Origin of the sequence: Wolbachia endosymbiont of Nasonia oneida (assembly GCF_009012935.1) — a bacterium.
GTDB classification, from domain to species: Bacteria; Pseudomonadota; Alphaproteobacteria; order Rickettsiales; family Anaplasmataceae; genus Wolbachia; species Wolbachia pipientis.
On sequence record NZ_QESS01000003.1, the window covers coordinates 123,472 to 139,044 of the forward strand.

Sequence of the window (15,573 nt, forward strand, 5' to 3'; positions counted from 1 at the left end):
GAAAGTAGAGCAACTGTTGCCAAGTGACCTTACCCAGAAAAAGTGGAGAGAAAGAAAGGAGTTTTTTCGGGTAAAATAAAATTTTGGAGGATTAGAAATGGCAAGAGAATATACGGCAGAATTCAAATTGGAAGCTGTTAAACTGGCAAATGAACAAAGAAAGGCAGGTCAAACAATTACAAAAATAGCAAAGGATTTAGGAATAAAGGGTGGTTTATTAGGAAAATGGATAAAGAAACACAACGAAAAAAAGTCGGCAGCAGATGCATTTCCAGGTAGAGGTAACATGGCTCCTTACGACAAAGAGAGGTTTGATTTACAAAGCAAGAGTAACAAGGGAAAGAGACATTTAAAAAAAAGCCCTGGCCAGTCAAAAAGAGTAAAATATTTTTTTATATAGTAACTGCTATAAAGTACAGGAATTATGTAGGATTTTCTGCTAGTGGCTACTATAAGTGGACCACAAGAAAAATAAGCAGTAGAGAATCAGCAAATAAAGAGCTACTCGCAGCTATTCAAAAAATATATCAAGTTTCTAAATGTAGATATGGAGCTCCTAAAATTCATGCTGAATTGAAGGCTTTGGGTAAAAGTTGCAACTTAAAAACAGTGCAAAGTATTATGCAGAAAAATGGTATTCAGGCTATATTGAGAAGAAAATTTAAAATTAAGAAACAACAAACGGACAGTAGCTCCCAATATATTAGACCAAAACTTTATTGTCGATCAACCAAATAAAGTATGGGATTACTTATATAAAAACCAAAGAAGGATGGCTATATTTGGCAACAATAATCGATCTATATTCACGCATGGTAGTTAATGAGCAGTTCAATAAATAAACAATTGGTTATGGACTCTTTATTAATGGCCGTTAACAAGCGTAAACCTGCCAAAAATCTACTATTACATAGTGATCAAGGTTCACAATATACTTTGCAAGGTTATCAATATCTCTTATCCATAAAAAACATAGATGAGTTATAAAGGTTGTTGTTACGACAATTCTGTTGTGGAAAGCTTCTTCAGTTCTCTAAAAAGGGAGTTACCAATAGACACCTCTCGGCACTCTAAACAGCATATCAAAACTGCTATATTTGAATATATAGAAATTTTTTATAACAAACAACGTCACTATTAACTATTGCATTCCTGAGCATTTTGATTCATCATTCTCTTTGTGAAAAACATTCCAAACTTTCTCTCCACTTTTTCTGGGTAAGGTCAGTCAAACCTCCATTTTTTTTATATCAATTTATTACTTTTTTTTCGGTTTGACACACTTTTTTGAACATTCCCAACGAAAAAAGAAAAACAAGGTTTAATTTTCTTTTTTATTTGCGATTTATCTATTAATTAACCGTGAAAGGTTACGTGTAATGCTTCTTCACATAATTATCAATAATTGCCTTAAATTCTTCAGAGACATTATCACCTTGTAAAGTTTTGAAATATTTGCCGTTTTTGTAGACTGCTGAAACAGGTTTTTCTCCATATCCAGGTAAGCTGATTCCCAAATTTGCGTGTTTGCTTTCTCCAGGACCATTTACTATGCATCCCATAACAGCAATGTTCATATGCTCTACACCTGGATTTTTTTTCTTCCACATCGGCATATGAGTTTTTATATAGCCATTCACCTCTTCAGTTAATATACGAAAACGATCGCTACTCGTGCGCCCACAACCAGGACATGAATTAACCTGAGGGTTAAAGTGTCGCAAGCCTATAGACTGCAATATTTCCTGACACACCACCACTTCATTAGTACGCGATTCACCAGGACGTTGAGTCAAAGAAGCCCGTATTGTATCTCCAATGCCATTTTGCAATAAATAAGTAAGCCCTGCTGCGGTATTTACCACACCTTTATTGCCCATACCAGCCTCAGTTAAACCCAAATGCAGCGCATAATTGGAAGATTTTGCAAGTGCCATATAAACTAAAATTAAATCTTGTACTTTGCTAACTTTACATGAAATGATTATTTTGTTTGAATTTAGACCAATTTCTTCAGCTTTTTTTGCACTATCAAGAGCAGACATTACAAGTGCTTTGCGCAGTATAACATCAGAAGGCCTTGAATTACTAAGCGAAGAGTTTTCATCCATCAATTTTTGCAAAAGGTATTTATCAAGACTACCCCAATTTACCCCAATTCTAACCGGAAGATCGTGCATTATTGCATACTCTATCACCCTTTCAAACTTCTCATCACGTTTGTCGCCAAAGCCTATATTGCCTGGATTGATTCTAATTTTACCCAGCATTTTGATGTTGTCTGGATAATCTTGAACTAATTTATCTAGCTCATATTGACCGCAGCCTACCAATATTTTACCGTCAAAACCTTCTTTATTTATCTCTTCTACTATATAAGGTATTGCTCTTGCTACCTCCTCTGAGTTCAAGGCAATTCGCACCAATTCTGAACCTGTACGCGCTAGTTCTGTTATCTCTTTTGCATAATGTTTTGCGCTACTTTTTATATTATCAGCATCTATATGCACGCCAAGCGCCATAGATTGTACAACTACAGGATTATTTCCGCCTATCTTTACTTTTCCAACTTCTACAACATGAGTTTTGTGCCTGGAAATCTGCGATAATTCATATGTATTATCATTCAATATCAGGTCTTTATCTAGCATATTATTAATGGCCAATATTGTGATAATATTTTACTGTGTCAGCTACACTGCCAAATGAACTTGAACCATTCAAACTATAAGCATCTACGTTATCCAAATTAGCAATAGAATCATGTGAGCACGTTCTTCTTGATGGAGTTTCTTTTATAGTGACATTTATAGGAGAAACTTTCTTTTCTCGTGTTGAAGTAACTTTCTTCTCTTCTTGTTGTTCACTTTCATGCTGCTTATTTTCATACTGGAAAACTGACTCTTGATCTATAAATACAGCACCCCTTAAACGTGCGATATTAATACCATGCTGATTTATCATAGTGCTCTCTTCATCGTCGACTATGCAAGCTTCCATGTCATTTGGCTCATTATCAAGACTAGCAATTTTTTTCTCTTTTAATTTTTTGATTAGATCTTCTTTATTTATAGCTCGATCTTGTAATTTTTTTTTCTTGAGCAATTCCCTACGCTTCTCATACAGTTTATATGACTCAGCAAAATCCTCATCTGTATGAAAGTTTGCACCACCAGGGTTACCAGGAGGTATGTATCTCTTACTGAGCTTAGATTTAGCTTCAGCACTATGCACAGTAAAAAAGCTAGAAACCAAAAACATTAATATAAATAAAATTTTAGAAAAAACCCTAAGCATATGGTGCTATAGTAAATATCGTGTTTTAAAAGATAGCAATTAACAAACTTTAAGTAAACCAGAATCTTTACTAACTTTACAATACAAATATTTTTCTAAAAAGTGATATGTTTGCTATCAAAAAAACCTACGCAGACTAAGAGAAGAGTAAGGTGTTACAAGTTGCGTAACACCTTTTCAAGAAAAGTGTTATGCAGCTATATGTTTGCAACTTTTAAGTTATTCTGTAGTTTTTCAGTACCATCGGTAGTATCTACATTACTAAGTTTTGCGTCTGGCGTATCTTTAGATAAGTCGTTTTTCTTCTCTTTATCAAGCTTAACTCCCTGATAGATACAGAATGCAACAAAACTAGTTATTGCTATTGCGGCAACAGCACTGACTATGATACAAATTGCCATTATTTTTTGTTGATCTGCTACTGCCTCTGCAAGTGTTTCCACTTTTTCTTGCAGGCCGTTTAAGTGCTCTTGCATAGCTTGAAACTGCTTAGTACCAATCTTGTCTTCTAATGCACTAAAAACTTTTTCAAACTGCTCAACATCTATCTTTTGAGCTTCTTGCCATTCTTTTAATGCACTAAATACCTCTTCAAACTGTTTAGCATCTATCTTTTGAGCTTCTTGCCATTCTTTTAATGCACCAAAAACTTTTTCAAACTGCTCAGCATCAATTTGTTGACTTTCCTGCAATGCTGTTATATCTGACTCATCAAAGCCAAGTACCCATTTAGTTATACCCATTTTTAACCCCCTAGTTAATTAATATATTATAATTTTACATTCCAAATGTTTAAATTATTATTAAATCAATTGTCATTATGTATTGATCTTTTAATAATTTCGTTTGACTTGCTTTTTGAAAGTGCGAAAACTTAAATTAAGGTACTTACGAAATACATGAAGAAAAATGCTTATTGTATTTTTGTAACCATTCACACTTAATTCTGCAATTCTTTGATCTCACTCATGGAGAGGCCAGTAAACTTAACAATAGTGTTGACATCAACATTATTAGCTAGCATTGCTTTTATGACTTCAATTTTTCCTTTCCGTACACCTTTCTCTTCAGCAAGATCAAGTCTGTATTCAAGGATGGCTTCTTCTTTCTGTAGATCCATCACTCTTTCTTCATAAGCTAGGAGATCTTTTTCACTCCAGTGAAACTTGTCTAATTCATCGTATGCTAGCTTTATTATTGGTGATTCCTCTGCAATTTTCTTTAGATCTTCATCTGTCGTTTCTTCTGCATGCTTAAAAAAGAAGCACCACCTTTCTATTGTGCTTTCTAGTTCCTCCACTCTGCTTTTTGAAAATTTAGGTAATTCTATAAAGACAAATTGAAAATCTTTTAAGTAATGGCCGTTGGTTTTTATATCACGTATATTGTGAGTAGAAATATACTCAACCTCTTCAGGGAATAGCATACCATTGGAAATAACAATGAAGAAAACCTTCTTTAAATTAATGTAATTTTTATCAGCCTGCCTTGAGTAAGCCTTAGCAGCATAGAGTTGTGCGCGCTTTTCAAAGCCCTTGTCGCGAGCGAGCTGGTCAGGTAAGGAAGCAGTATTACTACTACCCCCTCCCTTAGAAACGCAGCATGCAGGTTTCCCCACACTACGCTTGAGCCCCTTATCTAAGTTCTTCTTTTCTAGAACCGGCTTGTCCTTCATGATTCCTCAGGAAACATCATTCTTAATGGTGACACCAACAGTAGAGAACCTTCTCTTGAGAAAGAGCTTGCTAACATTCTTGTTCGTTTCACTCTCTCATCAAAATACTTTTTCCATTTTAAGTCAAGGGGATTTGCATCCGCTCTGATTTTAACATGTCGTCTGATAGGTATATCAATCAGCTTAAGCAGTCTTAAATACCGTATCTCTTTTGGTTTGTTCTTGCATATGGGTGCAGCAAAGACCCATTGGCGTTGACCCATTACTTTGAAGTAACGATTCTTTATCCAACGTAATCCTTTACGAGGATGTCTTTTCTTTGCCCATTTCCATAAACTATGCCAAATTTCATTGTCGATCTTTCTAAACGCTTTTTTAGCACACACATGGTGATAGTAATTTCCCCATCCTCTCAGTAGAGAGTTGAGTGACTTAATTACTATAGCCTGAGTGTTCGCTATATTTGCTTTTATCAATGTACGTGCTTTATTAAGAAGTCTTTTAATACTTTCTTTCGAAGGTTTAATAATTAACTTCTTATTATATCTACGTACATTACAACCAAGAAAGTCAAACCCTGTTGTGATAGATGTAATCTTTGTCTTCTCTTCTGAAAGAATTAAACCTCGCTCATGAAGAAAAGATGATACTAAAGGCTTAACTTCATTTTCCAGTACTTCATGTGTGAAACCTGAAATAATAAAGTCGTCTGCGTATCTGATTACGTTCACTCCACTTCTGATTTTGTTTCTTCTTCTACTGCCGAGTTTACCAAATCGACTTTCCAATAACTTTTCAAGTCCGTTTAAGGCTAAATTGGCTAGTATTGGAGAAATTATACCACCTTGCGGGGTACCTGCAGTTGTGGGATACAGAGTTTTCGATTCTAGGAAGCCAGCTTTTAACCAACTATGCAGAATTTTCTTCTCCATAGGAATATGCTTCATAAGCCATTCATGATTAATGTTGTCAAAGCATCCTTTGATATCACCTTCAAGTATCCATTGTAGTTGATTACGACTTGCCAGTAACAAATGACAAGCTACTGTAGCATCTGCACAGGATCTTTTAGGCCTAAAGCCATAGGAGTGACGATCACTGATTGTTTCAGCTATCGGTTCCAGAGCAAACAGATATAATGCTTGCATGGCTCTATCTTTTATCGATGGTATTCCAAGAGGTCTTCTTTTGCCATTAGATTTACTGATATAAATCCGTTTTAGCGGAGAAGGTTTATATCCTCTTTGCTTTAACTGCTTTATTCCTTGAAATTTAGCATTGCAAGTTGACCATAATTGACGATCTACACCCGCTGTGTTTTTTCCTTGGTTTTCAGTTACTCTCTTAACAGCCAAAGCTTTTCCGCTAAAAGAGCGTGTGAGAAGATGTTGTAAAGCTTTTACCTTACCCCATCTTCCTTTTTGGACAGCCTTAACAATACGTCTTTGTAGCCTCACAATAACTTTCTGGCATTTCTTCCATGGCAACTGCTTCCATGCTTCAAAGCTTTCGGTAGATGCACTTACAGGTTTACTTGTAATCATCTGCTTTCCTACCTTAAGTGGTTAACAAAGTTTCTTGTCACGAGGGACCAAACGGAAGTCTGCTCGTTTTCACGCGAATTAATGTTACAAATTCTATCCATTTCGTTACAAAATGGCATTCGCTTTCTCCATTCTCCTTTACCTGCACTTCCATCAGCATTCCTTGCGGTTTGCTTGCCATGTAGGCGAAAATACAGGCTTACCCTGTTCCTTCTGTCATACAACAGTGGGTTAGGTGACTTCTCTATACCGGTGGAGTTATTATTTGCGTACATCTAGAAATGAGAAATGTAACTTATCCACATTACCTTTTTGGTTAGAGCTTATCAGCATCTTTAGCTCCTTCATAATTACGATACTTTGAAGTTTCACTTACGTTCACCATACCACTAGCCTAGCTCTCCAACCACATGATGCTTGTAGTTTATGCTCCTCTCACGATTGAGCATCTTCTTTTTCAAGAGGAGGTTCATTGTCCGCATCGCTTGGCACCAACCGGTTGCCCGATTCGCACTGATGCGTAGACTCAGATGGCAAAACATCTGGTTTAATAAGTTTTAGAATCCTTTCAGTTTCTTTCTGGAGGAATTCCTCTCCTTTTAAACAATATGACCGAAGACTTTCAGGTCGCACCATCTCAATTATATACCTGTTCCCACTAGAATCCCTGCAAAGAACATCAACAATGCTTTGTTTATCAGAAGCAATTTCAGGGTCCATAATGGTGCTTAAGAATTCTACTTCTTGTATAGTGTTGACTTCAGTACATCCTAAAATATCGTTCAAAAAATGAATAAGAACATTCTTATTTCTCTCAGTACCAAATATTTTTTTAAATGTTAGGTCCAATTTTGGATCGAGAAATTTAGAAAGAGCCATAGTAAAAATACTGAGAAAAGATTAATAATTATACACTATTATTAACAACTATTCAACCATATTTTTAAGTATAGCTATACCGCCGCGGCGCTAACACGTAGCGGGATGACGAGGTTATCGTCATTCCACCACGAACCGTCATACCGCCGCGGCGCTAACAAGAGATCCCGCTAACACGTAGCGGGATGACGAGCTTATCGTCACGCCGCCACGAACCGTCATACCGCCGCGGTATCTCTTAACATAGATCCCTTACTTAACCGTCATACCTTAACATAGATCCCGCTAACACGTAGCGGGATGACGGTTGTCGTTTAGCCATAAATATTAAGAAATTTACCAAACGAAAAAAAAGGCAAAAGAAGCCCTCACTGCCATTAAGTTAAGGAAGGAATGGTAAAAAACGAACCAGAAGATTTGAAATAATCGAGAAGTTATGATAAATGCTGAAACAAAATAGAATAAACTTAAAAGTAGATAAACTCTAAAATGTAAATTACTTAAGAAGTAGTTGATTTAGGAGTCATTTTACAGAAGATATGACAATAAATTGCCCAGTTATTATCAGAAGATATGAGTACTGTCTTTGGTCAAAATACATGCTTCCTAGCTCTTTTTTGGTAGTTCAGTGAACGAGTATTCGTTACTTTATTACGGTCAACTTTTCTTCCTTTTCTCACCACTAGAGTGTTCATCAAAAATAACTTTGATAATCGATCCATAATGCAGTCTGTGTCTGACTCTGTAGAAAAAATATCGAAAGCCAAGTTTTTTATTGCATTAAATGAGACAGATTTATTAATGCTTTTCTCAGACTTGCCATTGGCTAGGCCTGCGTTCAATGTCTCTTCTACATCTTCTGTTGTAATACTTTCTAAGTTGCTAATAAAAATAGTTGACCAAAAATCCTGCTTAATAGTTTCAACACTTTTACCTGTAAAATTTTCTAAGCCTAATCTTCCTTTGAGTTTGGAAAAAAATGTTTCTACTCCCCAACGTAAGTAGTATAATTCCCCAAATTCTTCAGCTTTAAACTGCTGTTCGTCTAATAACGATGTAGCTAACACTTCAATCTCACCAGAATGAAGAACTATTTTGACTAATCGAAACTTTATTTTATCAGGTAATCCTAGCTTTCTTAGCTGTCTCGCTATTTTGACAGATGCAGTTGACACTACTATCATGTCAGAAGGACTTCCTGGCTTAAACATAGCATTTATTTCATTAAATGATGAGTATGGACAGCGAATTATGTAATTAATACCTCTTTGTATAAGCTCAGCAAAAAACCTATAAGAAACATACCCTCTATCACAAATCAGCAAATCGTTGGATTTTACACTATCAAGCATATCAATAGCTAAAGCAACTTCATAGCTACCGCCTCTGCCAAGTACTGATTTTATTGCGATATTGTTTAATACATCGTAACATACTTCAAAGGTTGTACTTGTGTAATCTCCAAGCTCTTTTTCGGTATAATTTCTTATTGGTCTTGAGCCAAATTCATTTATTAACTCATCATTTTTTGGTAGAATCAGTGTAGAAGCATCAAATGCAAGTACTCTGAAACCATGGTGGGTTTTAAATCCTTGATCTTGGTAGTATAGGGAAATTATGCTATCATTTAGCTCTGAAAATGCAGTGTGCTTTAGCTTTTTTCTTGCTTGAGTAAATGCACTTGCTGTGATTGTGTGATCCTTTTTTGTATGCAGGACAAACTCATTAAGCATTACTTGTAATGATTTTACACTCTTTCTGAAAATTAGAATAAATACATCAATGAAAGGCAGCTTTCTTTTTCGTGAGAAATCTTTTGGAGATGCTTTGTGGGCGTTAATAAAGTTTAAACTCATCAATTTATCTTTTATAAATTTAATTATTCTTTTTTTTACTCATATCATTATTTCTTTTAATTCAGCGATCTTACCCGATTTTATAATACATTCTAACACTTTTTCCTTAACTTAATGGCAGTGATGTATGGTCCCAGAGTGTGATGGTATGATAAAATATGAGAAAACAATACCATCAAAGGAGGAATTATGGGACAAATATTACATGGGTGCGCCAAAACAACAGAGACAATTCGTAGAGCAATACAAAATAGTAAAGAGAGCATAGCAAAACTCTCCAGGTACTATAACCTTAATCCAAAAACTATCATTAAATGGAGAAAACGGTCTTTTGCCAAAGACGCTGATATGGGTCCGAAGCATGCAAGATCAACTGTTTTAACTTTAGAAGAGGAGGCTGTAATTGTTGCATTTCGTAAGCATACTCTATTGCCATTAGATGATTGTCTCTACGCTTTGCAAACCTCAATCCCACACTTGACTCGCTCTAGTCTACATCGTTGCTTACAGAGGCACAGCATTAGCAGACTACCAGATGTTGATGGCGAAGTTAAACCAAAAAAGAAATTCAAACAATATCCTATAGGCTATTTCCATATTGATATTGCAGAAGTCAGAACAGAAGAAGGAAAGTTATATTTGTTTGTTGCAATAGATAGAACATCCAAATTTACGTATGTTGAGTTGCATAAAAGTGCTACAAAACCTATAGCTGCTGAGTTTCTACGTAATTTGATTAAAATTTTACCATATAAAATCCACACTATTTTGACAGATAACAGTGTACAATTTACCAACCAAAAACGCCATAAATACGCTTTTCAACATATATTTGATAGAGCTTGTGAAGAAAATGACATTGAACACCGTCTAACAAAAGTTAGCCATCCTTGGACAAATGGGCAAGTTGAGCGTATGAACAAAACTTTAAAGAATGCCACTGTTAAGAAGTATTACTATCAGTCTCACCAGCAACTCAAAGAGCATCTTTATGACTTTGTTATGGCCTACAATTATGCTAAAAGACTCAAAACTCTTAAGGGTCTTACACCTTTTGAGTTTATATCTTTACAGTGGACAAAATCTCCTGAATTGTTCATACTAAATCCACACCATCACACTCTGGGACCATACACTCCCTGTGTTTCGTAATATTATACAATCAAATTGATAAAAGCTGTATTATCTCCTTGCAGCATTAAGTGTATATTTTTTGCTATTTTTTCCACTAAGGGAGTAACATTATCAAAATTTGAAAATTTTGATAACACATAATCTGCTAAGCTTCTTTGATCTTCAGGTCTACCCACTCCAAATCTCAAGCGCCAATAATCGTTGCCAATAAAACTATCTATGGATTTAAGTCCATTATGTCCAGCAGAGCTACCACCTTTCTTTATTTTTATTCTTCCAAGTTCCAAATCAGCGTCATCGTGTATGACAACAATATTATCTAGCGATAATTTGTAAAAATTTCGTATTTTTGCAACAGGGATGCCTGAATTATTCATAAATGAATAAGGCTTTATTAACATGATTTTATTATCATTAATTATGCCAGAGGTTATTAGATAATCGGCTTTTTTAGAGAACGACTGGAAATTCCAATATTTGCAAATTGTATCAACTACGATGAAGCCGATATTATGATAAGTTAACTCATATTGACCACCAGGGTTACCAAGCCCAACTATCAGGTGCACTATTCCTCTGTTTCTGCTTGAGGTTCTTCAACGTCACTATCGGCAGCAGAAATTGTAACAATGGTAAAATTTTCTTCTTCATGAGCTACAAACTTAACACCTTCTGGTAATTTTACATCATTAATATGTATAGACTGGCCAATCATTTTACCGGATAAATCAACTTCAATAACCTGAGGTATTTTATCAGGAGAGCATTTAACAGCAATAGAACGACACAAAACATTAAGCACTCCACCTAACTTGATCCCTGGGGCTTTACTTTCATTCACAAATGATAGAGGTATGTCTATTTTAATTTCACTGCCTTTATCAACAAATTGAAAATCAACATGTTGCACAGTATCCTTTACTACATGCAATTGGATATCGCGAACAAGAGCATATTCCTTTTTGCCCGAAATATTCAGCTCTATCAAATGTGCAGAAAGAGAACCTGATTTATATTGCTTCGTGAATTCCTTTGCAGACAATGTCAAATTTACATTATCATGGCCCTTTCCATATATTATTCCAGGGATGTTTCCTTTCTTCCTTAGAGAATGCATCGCTTTTGTTTTTGTTATATCACGTAACTCTGCATTAATTGTTACTATTTCCTGTTGCGTCATCGATTACTCCTATTCAGCTAATCCTTTTAATATAATTTAATAATAATATAACATAAAAATATTTATTTCAAACTTCATTCTTTCATACTAATTGTTTGTGAAAGGATTTATTTAGATATATATTTAAACTTATTTAACAAGAACTATGGGCATTGACGATAAAGTAGTTTTTAGGATTTATAAACCAACAAGAACTGCAACACAATCTGGTTTAGGTAATACAAATTTCTGGCACCTAAAAATTGAATCTGGCTCTTACTACATTGAACCTTTGATGGGGTGGGTTGGCTCAAAAGATCCAAAAAAACAGATTGTATTAAAGTTTGATTCTCTTGAAAAAGCAGTATTCTACGCAAAAAAATGCAACGTTAAATACGTAATTGAAATGCCAAAAGATGTTAAGAGGCTGCCAAAATCTTACGCAAGCAATTTCATACTAAAGTAAGTTTTATTGCGGTGTGCTTGTCTGTAAAAGGTAAGGCTTAATATAACCAATTTAATTCTGGATTTTAAGTTGTGCTAGCACACTGCGGCCATTTAGAGAGTCAAGATTTTTAACCTGGCTAGCCAGTATTAAAGAGTTATTTTTCAGGTATTTCTTTACAAGGCTTGCAAGCCTTTTTGGATTATTCAAATAGCTCCATTCTGCTTGTAAAACTTTTATATCACTTTGCACTAAATTAATTTCACTTTTTATTTTTATTAGCTCTCTATTTAATGACTGAACATGTAATTTTACCTTAAATAGTCCTACAATGCTAAGAAAAAACATAACTATTGAGATGATGCAGAAAGTTCTCATGACAACCTCTGTATAGCTCTTAGTTTTGCTGAGCGTGAACGCGGATTTGCACTTACTTCTTCTATACTTGCTTCGATCACTTTTTTATTTAGCAGAGAGAATGTCTTGCAATCAGTAGCACATAAATCTTTAAAAAAAGTTTTGACTATACGATCTTCTAAGGAATGAAAGGTGACGACAATTAATTTGCCATTCTCACTTAAAATCTCAGATGCAGCTTTAATGCCCTTTTCAAGTTCTCCCAGCTCATCGTTTACCCATATTCTGATTGCCTGAAATGTTCTGGTTGCAGGATCAATTTTGCTTTTTCCACGAAATACCACGGAACGTACAATATCCGCAAGCTCAAATGTAGTTTTGATAGTTTTCTTCTTCCGTGCATTTACTATTGCTCTTGCGATTTTGCGAGAATGACGTTCGCCTCCGTAGTTATATATAGTATTTGCGATTTCTTCTTCGCGTAAAGCGTTAACAAACGTTGAAGCGTTTATATAAGAAGAGTTATCCATACTCATATCGAGTGGACCATCATGTAAAAATGAGAACCCTCTATCCCCGTTATCAAGCTGCATAGATGAAACTCCGATGTCAAAAACTATTCCATCGATACCTTCAATATTGTTGCTATCTAATAAATTTTTAATATTACTAAACTTCTCAATGAATAGTTTTATTCTATCTGGATATCTAACGCTTAAATCATCATAAAACTTAGTTACCGTTTCATCTCTATCAATTGCATATACTTTGCAATCAGCTGACTCCAATATTGCTTTGCTATACCCTCCAGCTCCAAATGTGGCGTCCACGTATATGCCACCATCCTGCGGTGATAGTAGTGATAGCATCTCTTTTAACAAAACTGGAGTGTGTGTCATATCAAAAAATTTAAGTACAGTTGGTGTAGATATCCTACTCTACTCTACTCTTCACATCAATTTTATTTATGTACATAGATTTTCTTGCCAAAATATGGTATCTTATCGGAATATATGAGCAATAATATTAAAATCAAGGTTTAATATTGTTAATATAATATTCACATAACGTTCACATTTTTTTTTATATATAAGGTCAAACAGGCTATAGGGAAATTATGCAGCAAATAACAAAAGTAATATTTTCAAGTTTGATTTGTAACACTTTATTGTGGTATGACCACATGCTTTTTGGCCACTTAATAAACATAATAGGTGGTGTGTTTTTTCCATCGGATGATCAACTAACCAGCGTATTGAAGGCTTTTGGAGTGTTTGCAGTGGGTTTCTTAATGAGACCAGTCGGTGCTGCTATATTTGGTCACATTGGTGATAAACATGGCAGAAGAGTTGCCTTATTGCTCTCGATTATATTAATGACTTTATCAACCGTATTAATTCCTTTTGTTCCAGGTTATCAAAGCATTGGAATACTAGCGTCAATGCTGGTAGTGTGTTTAAGATTATTGCAGGGTATATCTCTTGGAGGAGAAGCAGGAAATGCACCATTTTTAATAGAACATGCTCCTAAAAACAAAAAAGGATTTTTTGGCAGCATTGAAGTATTAAGCGCAATTTTTGGTTCAGTATTAAGCTTGATAGCGGTACTCATATGCAAAAAAGTATCTGATTTTGAATCTTGGGGGTGGAGATTACCTTTCATTTTCAGTTTAGCAATGGGATTAATCAGCATATATATGAGATATATACTTGATGAAAGCCCAGAGTATAAAAGACAAAAAAATCCGTCTAAATTGCCATTAAAAGAGTTATTAAACAATTACAAAAAGCCTGTTCTAATATCAATAGGTATTGACTTGGTTGAAAATGCGTCTCTCTATATATATTTGGTCTTTTTCAATGTGCTTACGAATAAAATATTAACAGTAAATACTCATTTTAATCATATAGTGGAAATACTGAGTCAAATTGCACTTGGAGGATTGACAATATTGTTTGCAATACTTTCTGATAAGGTAGGAAGAGAAAAAGTTATGAAGTTTGCATTTATAGCTTTTGTAATAGTGAGTTATCCAGTTTTTTCAATGTTATGTAGTGGCAATTACTTGCTGGCACACATTCTTTTTATAATTCCAATAGCTGCATCGCTTGGTCCTGTCAGTGCACTTATGTGCGAATTATTTCCAACAAAGGTTCGGTACAGTGGATTTGGTTTATCAAGAAATATAGCTGCTGGATTTTTTGGCGGCCTTGCACCATTTATATGCACAACAATTATCAAGGTTACAGGACAAGAGACTTCAGCTAGTTTTTACATGATTTTCTGTGCATTAATTGGGCTAGTTGCTATATCGCAAATTAAGGGTGAGCTTTCTTCAAAATCACCCAAAGTAAACCAAGTATAGTTGCAGTATAGCAGAATTTAAAAAAATCTAATTATAAGGTGGGAAATGCCAATTCTTAGGTGATAATGTGAATATTTCAGCACCATCTTTTGTCACTCCAAGTGTATGCTCAAATTGAGCAGAAAGTGAAAGATCGCGTGTTGTTACTGTCCAGTCATCGAGTTTACTGAGCAGAGTCTCATGTTTTCCAGCATTAATCATTGGCTCTATTGTAAAAAACATACCTTCCTTTAAGACAAGATCTTCATCTTGATCATAGAAATGCACTACATTTGGTGGAGCATGAAAGACTTTTCCTATACCATGTCCGCAGTAGCTGCGTACGATAGAATATCCAAAATCTCTAATATATTTCTCTATAGCAAGCCCTATTTCATTTAACTTATTGCCGGGCTTAACTTGTTTAATTGCTTCCATCAATGCATTATAAGTAGCGTCACACAAACGTTTTGCTTTTATTGATGGCTTGCCAACCCAAAACATGCGGCTTGTATCACCATGCCAGCCATTTAAAATCACCGTAACGTCAATATTCAAAATATCTCCATCTTTAAGCGGTTTATCATCGGGAACACCATGGCACACAACGGCATTTTTTGAGGTGCAGATTGATTTTGGATACCCCCTATAATTTAGTGGTGCTGGAATTGCACCTGCATTAATTATAAAGTCATGGCATAGATCATTTAATTCATTAGTTGTCACCCCTACCTTTACGTACGGTGCAATGAAATCAAGAGTTTCAGCAGCAAGCCTGCCAGCCTTGCGCATAAATTCAAAATCTTCTTGTGAGTGTATAGTTATGTTCATATTTTCCATGTCTTATTGTAATTGGTACGCTTACTCGCAAGTACATAAACAT

The 15,573-nt window shown here is 35.1% G+C and carries 15 protein-coding genes and 2 pseudogenes; 4 read left to right on the forward strand and 13 right to left on the reverse strand.

Going from position 1 to position 15,573, the window contains the following annotated elements; genetic code table 11:
• The first annotated feature begins 97 nt into the window (after positions 1–97).
• Positions 98–1,184: pseudogene (locus DEF52_RS07010) on the forward strand (IS3 family transposase).
• A 186-nt stretch (positions 1,185–1,370) separates the two neighbouring features.
• Here the strand turns inward: DEF52_RS07010 and ispG are convergent.
• The 8 genes and pseudogenes from ispG to DEF52_RS02475 form a co-directional block, all read right to left on the reverse strand.
• Complete coding sequence (gene ispG, locus DEF52_RS02440) at positions 1,371–2,651, reverse strand: flavodoxin-dependent (E)-4-hydroxy-3-methylbut-2-enyl-diphosphate synthase (protein WP_070356735.1); 1,281 nt, start codon at positions 2,649–2,651, stop codon at positions 1,371–1,373.
• 4 nt (positions 2,652–2,655) lie between these two features.
• On the reverse strand, positions 2,656–3,297 hold the full coding sequence (locus DEF52_RS02445) for a TRP75-related protein (RefSeq protein ID WP_151807754.1): 642 nt from the start codon (positions 3,295–3,297) through the stop codon (positions 2,656–2,658).
• A 197-nt stretch (positions 3,298–3,494) separates the two neighbouring features.
• Entirely contained in the window at positions 3,495–4,040 is a 546-nt protein-coding gene (locus DEF52_RS02450; RefSeq protein ID WP_151807755.1) for a hypothetical protein, read from the reverse strand.
• Positions 4,041–4,237: 197 nt separating this feature from the next.
• On the reverse strand, positions 4,238–4,972 hold the full coding sequence (locus DEF52_RS02455) for an Rpn family recombination-promoting nuclease/putative transposase (protein ID WP_151807756.1): 735 nt from the start codon (positions 4,970–4,972) through the stop codon (positions 4,238–4,240).
• Positions 4,969–6,516, reverse strand: coding sequence for a group II intron reverse transcriptase/maturase (gene ltrA, locus DEF52_RS02460; RefSeq protein WP_151807757.1), 1,548 nt, complete (start codon positions 6,514–6,516; stop codon positions 4,969–4,971). Before ltrA ends, DEF52_RS02455 begins: the two co-directional genes overlap by 4 nt.
• An 8-nt stretch (positions 6,517–6,524) precedes the next feature.
• Positions 6,525–6,791 (reverse strand): hypothetical protein, encoded by a 267-nt coding sequence (locus DEF52_RS02465; protein WP_007548399.1) that lies wholly within the window; start codon positions 6,789–6,791, stop codon positions 6,525–6,527.
• A 358-nt stretch (positions 6,792–7,149) separates the two neighbouring features.
• A pseudogene (locus DEF52_RS06810) lies at positions 7,150–7,395 on the reverse strand (PD-(D/E)XK nuclease family transposase); the annotation flags it as partial.
• 590 nt (positions 7,396–7,985) lie between these two features.
• Positions 7,986–9,251 (reverse strand): IS4 family transposase, encoded by a 1,266-nt coding sequence (locus DEF52_RS02475; RefSeq protein WP_151807607.1) that lies wholly within the window; start codon positions 9,249–9,251, stop codon positions 7,986–7,988.
• Positions 9,252–9,440: 189 nt separating this feature from the next.
• Here DEF52_RS02475 and DEF52_RS02480 point away from each other — a divergent pair, with 189 nt between their 5' ends.
• Positions 9,441–10,403: an IS481-like element ISWpi4 family transposase gene (locus DEF52_RS02480; protein WP_012673056.1), complete on the forward strand. Its 963-nt coding sequence runs from the start codon at positions 9,441–9,443 to the stop codon at positions 10,401–10,403.
• A 2-nt stretch (positions 10,404–10,405) separates the two neighbouring features.
• Here the strand turns inward: DEF52_RS02480 and pth are convergent, their stop codons facing one another.
• Together pth and DEF52_RS02490 are read right to left on the reverse strand one after the other, a co-directional pair.
• Complete coding sequence (gene pth, locus DEF52_RS02485) at positions 10,406–10,954, reverse strand: aminoacyl-tRNA hydrolase (protein ID WP_065094970.1); 549 nt, start codon at positions 10,952–10,954, stop codon at positions 10,406–10,408.
• Complete coding sequence (locus tag DEF52_RS02490) at positions 10,954–11,565, reverse strand: 50S ribosomal protein L25/general stress protein Ctc (protein ID WP_010962412.1); 612 nt, start codon at positions 11,563–11,565, stop codon at positions 10,954–10,956. The genes pth and DEF52_RS02490 overlap by 1 nt, the downstream gene beginning before the upstream one ends.
• Before the next feature lie 145 nt (positions 11,566–11,710).
• Here DEF52_RS02490 and DEF52_RS02495 point away from each other — a divergent pair, with 145 nt between their 5' ends.
• Positions 11,711–12,010, forward strand: coding sequence for an NADH dehydrogenase ubiquinone Fe-S protein 4 (locus DEF52_RS02495; protein WP_151807759.1), 300 nt, complete (start codon positions 11,711–11,713; stop codon positions 12,008–12,010).
• A gap of 51 nt (positions 12,011–12,061) precedes the next feature.
• Here DEF52_RS02495 and ftsL read toward each other — a convergent pair whose 3' ends face one another.
• Both ftsL and rsmH read right to left on the reverse strand, forming a co-directional pair.
• On the reverse strand, positions 12,062–12,367 hold the full coding sequence (gene ftsL, locus DEF52_RS02500; protein WP_151807760.1) for a cell division protein FtsL: 306 nt from the start codon (positions 12,365–12,367) through the stop codon (positions 12,062–12,064).
• Positions 12,364–13,245: a 16S rRNA (cytosine(1402)-N(4))-methyltransferase RsmH gene (rsmH, locus tag DEF52_RS02505; protein WP_007548285.1), complete on the reverse strand. Its 882-nt coding sequence runs from the start codon at positions 13,243–13,245 to the stop codon at positions 12,364–12,366. Before rsmH ends, ftsL begins: the two co-directional genes overlap by 4 nt.
• Before the next feature lie 218 nt (positions 13,246–13,463).
• Between rsmH and DEF52_RS02510 the strand changes: the two genes are divergently transcribed.
• Positions 13,464–14,711, forward strand: coding sequence for an MFS transporter (locus tag DEF52_RS02510; protein WP_151807761.1), 1,248 nt, complete (start codon positions 13,464–13,466; stop codon positions 14,709–14,711).
• Between the two features lie 27 nt (positions 14,712–14,738).
• Here the strand turns inward: DEF52_RS02510 and map are convergent, their stop codons facing one another.
• Positions 14,739–15,521 (reverse strand): type I methionyl aminopeptidase, encoded by a 783-nt coding sequence (gene map / locus DEF52_RS02515; RefSeq protein WP_141456790.1) that lies wholly within the window; start codon positions 15,519–15,521, stop codon positions 14,739–14,741.
• Positions 15,522–15,573: the final 52 nt, after the last annotated feature.

Excerpts from the sequence above, each read along its gene's own strand:
- ispG (WP_070356735.1), bottom strand. The coding sequence starts at position 2,651 with ATGCTAGATAAAGACCTGATATTGAATGATAATACATATGAATTATCG.
- DEF52_RS02445 (WP_151807754.1), bottom strand. The coding sequence starts at position 3,297 with ATGCTTAGGGTTTTTTCTAAAATTTTATTTATATTAATGTTTTTGGTT.
- DEF52_RS02450 (WP_151807755.1), bottom strand. The coding sequence starts at position 4,040 with ATGGGTATAACTAAATGGGTACTTGGCTTTGATGAGTCAGATATAACA.
- DEF52_RS02455 (WP_151807756.1), bottom strand. The coding sequence starts at position 4,972 with ATGAAGGACAAGCCGGTTCTAGAAAAGAAGAACTTAGATAAGGGGCTC.
- ltrA (WP_151807757.1), bottom strand. The coding sequence starts at position 6,516 with ATGATTACAAGTAAACCTGTAAGTGCATCTACCGAAAGCTTTGAAGCA.
- DEF52_RS02465 (WP_007548399.1), bottom strand. The coding sequence starts at position 6,791 with ATGTACGCAAATAATAACTCCACCGGTATAGAGAAGTCACCTAACCCA.
- DEF52_RS02475 (WP_151807607.1), bottom strand. The coding sequence starts at position 9,251 with ATGAGTTTAAACTTTATTAACGCCCACAAAGCATCTCCAAAAGATTTC.
- DEF52_RS02480 (WP_012673056.1), top strand. The coding sequence starts at position 9,441 with ATGGGACAAATATTACATGGGTGCGCCAAAACAACAGAGACAATTCGT.
- DEF52_RS02490 (WP_010962412.1), bottom strand. The coding sequence starts at position 11,565 with ATGACGCAACAGGAAATAGTAACAATTAATGCAGAGTTACGTGATATA.
- DEF52_RS02495 (WP_151807759.1), top strand. The coding sequence starts at position 11,711 with ATGGGCATTGACGATAAAGTAGTTTTTAGGATTTATAAACCAACAAGA.
- ftsL (WP_151807760.1), bottom strand. The coding sequence starts at position 12,367 with ATGAGAACTTTCTGCATCATCTCAATAGTTATGTTTTTTCTTAGCATT.
- rsmH (WP_007548285.1), bottom strand. The coding sequence starts at position 13,245 with ATGACACACACTCCAGTTTTGTTAAAAGAGATGCTATCACTACTATCA.
- DEF52_RS02510 (WP_151807761.1), top strand. The coding sequence starts at position 13,464 with ATGCAGCAAATAACAAAAGTAATATTTTCAAGTTTGATTTGTAACACT.
- map (WP_141456790.1), bottom strand. The coding sequence starts at position 15,521 with ATGAACATAACTATACACTCACAAGAAGATTTTGAATTTATGCGCAAG.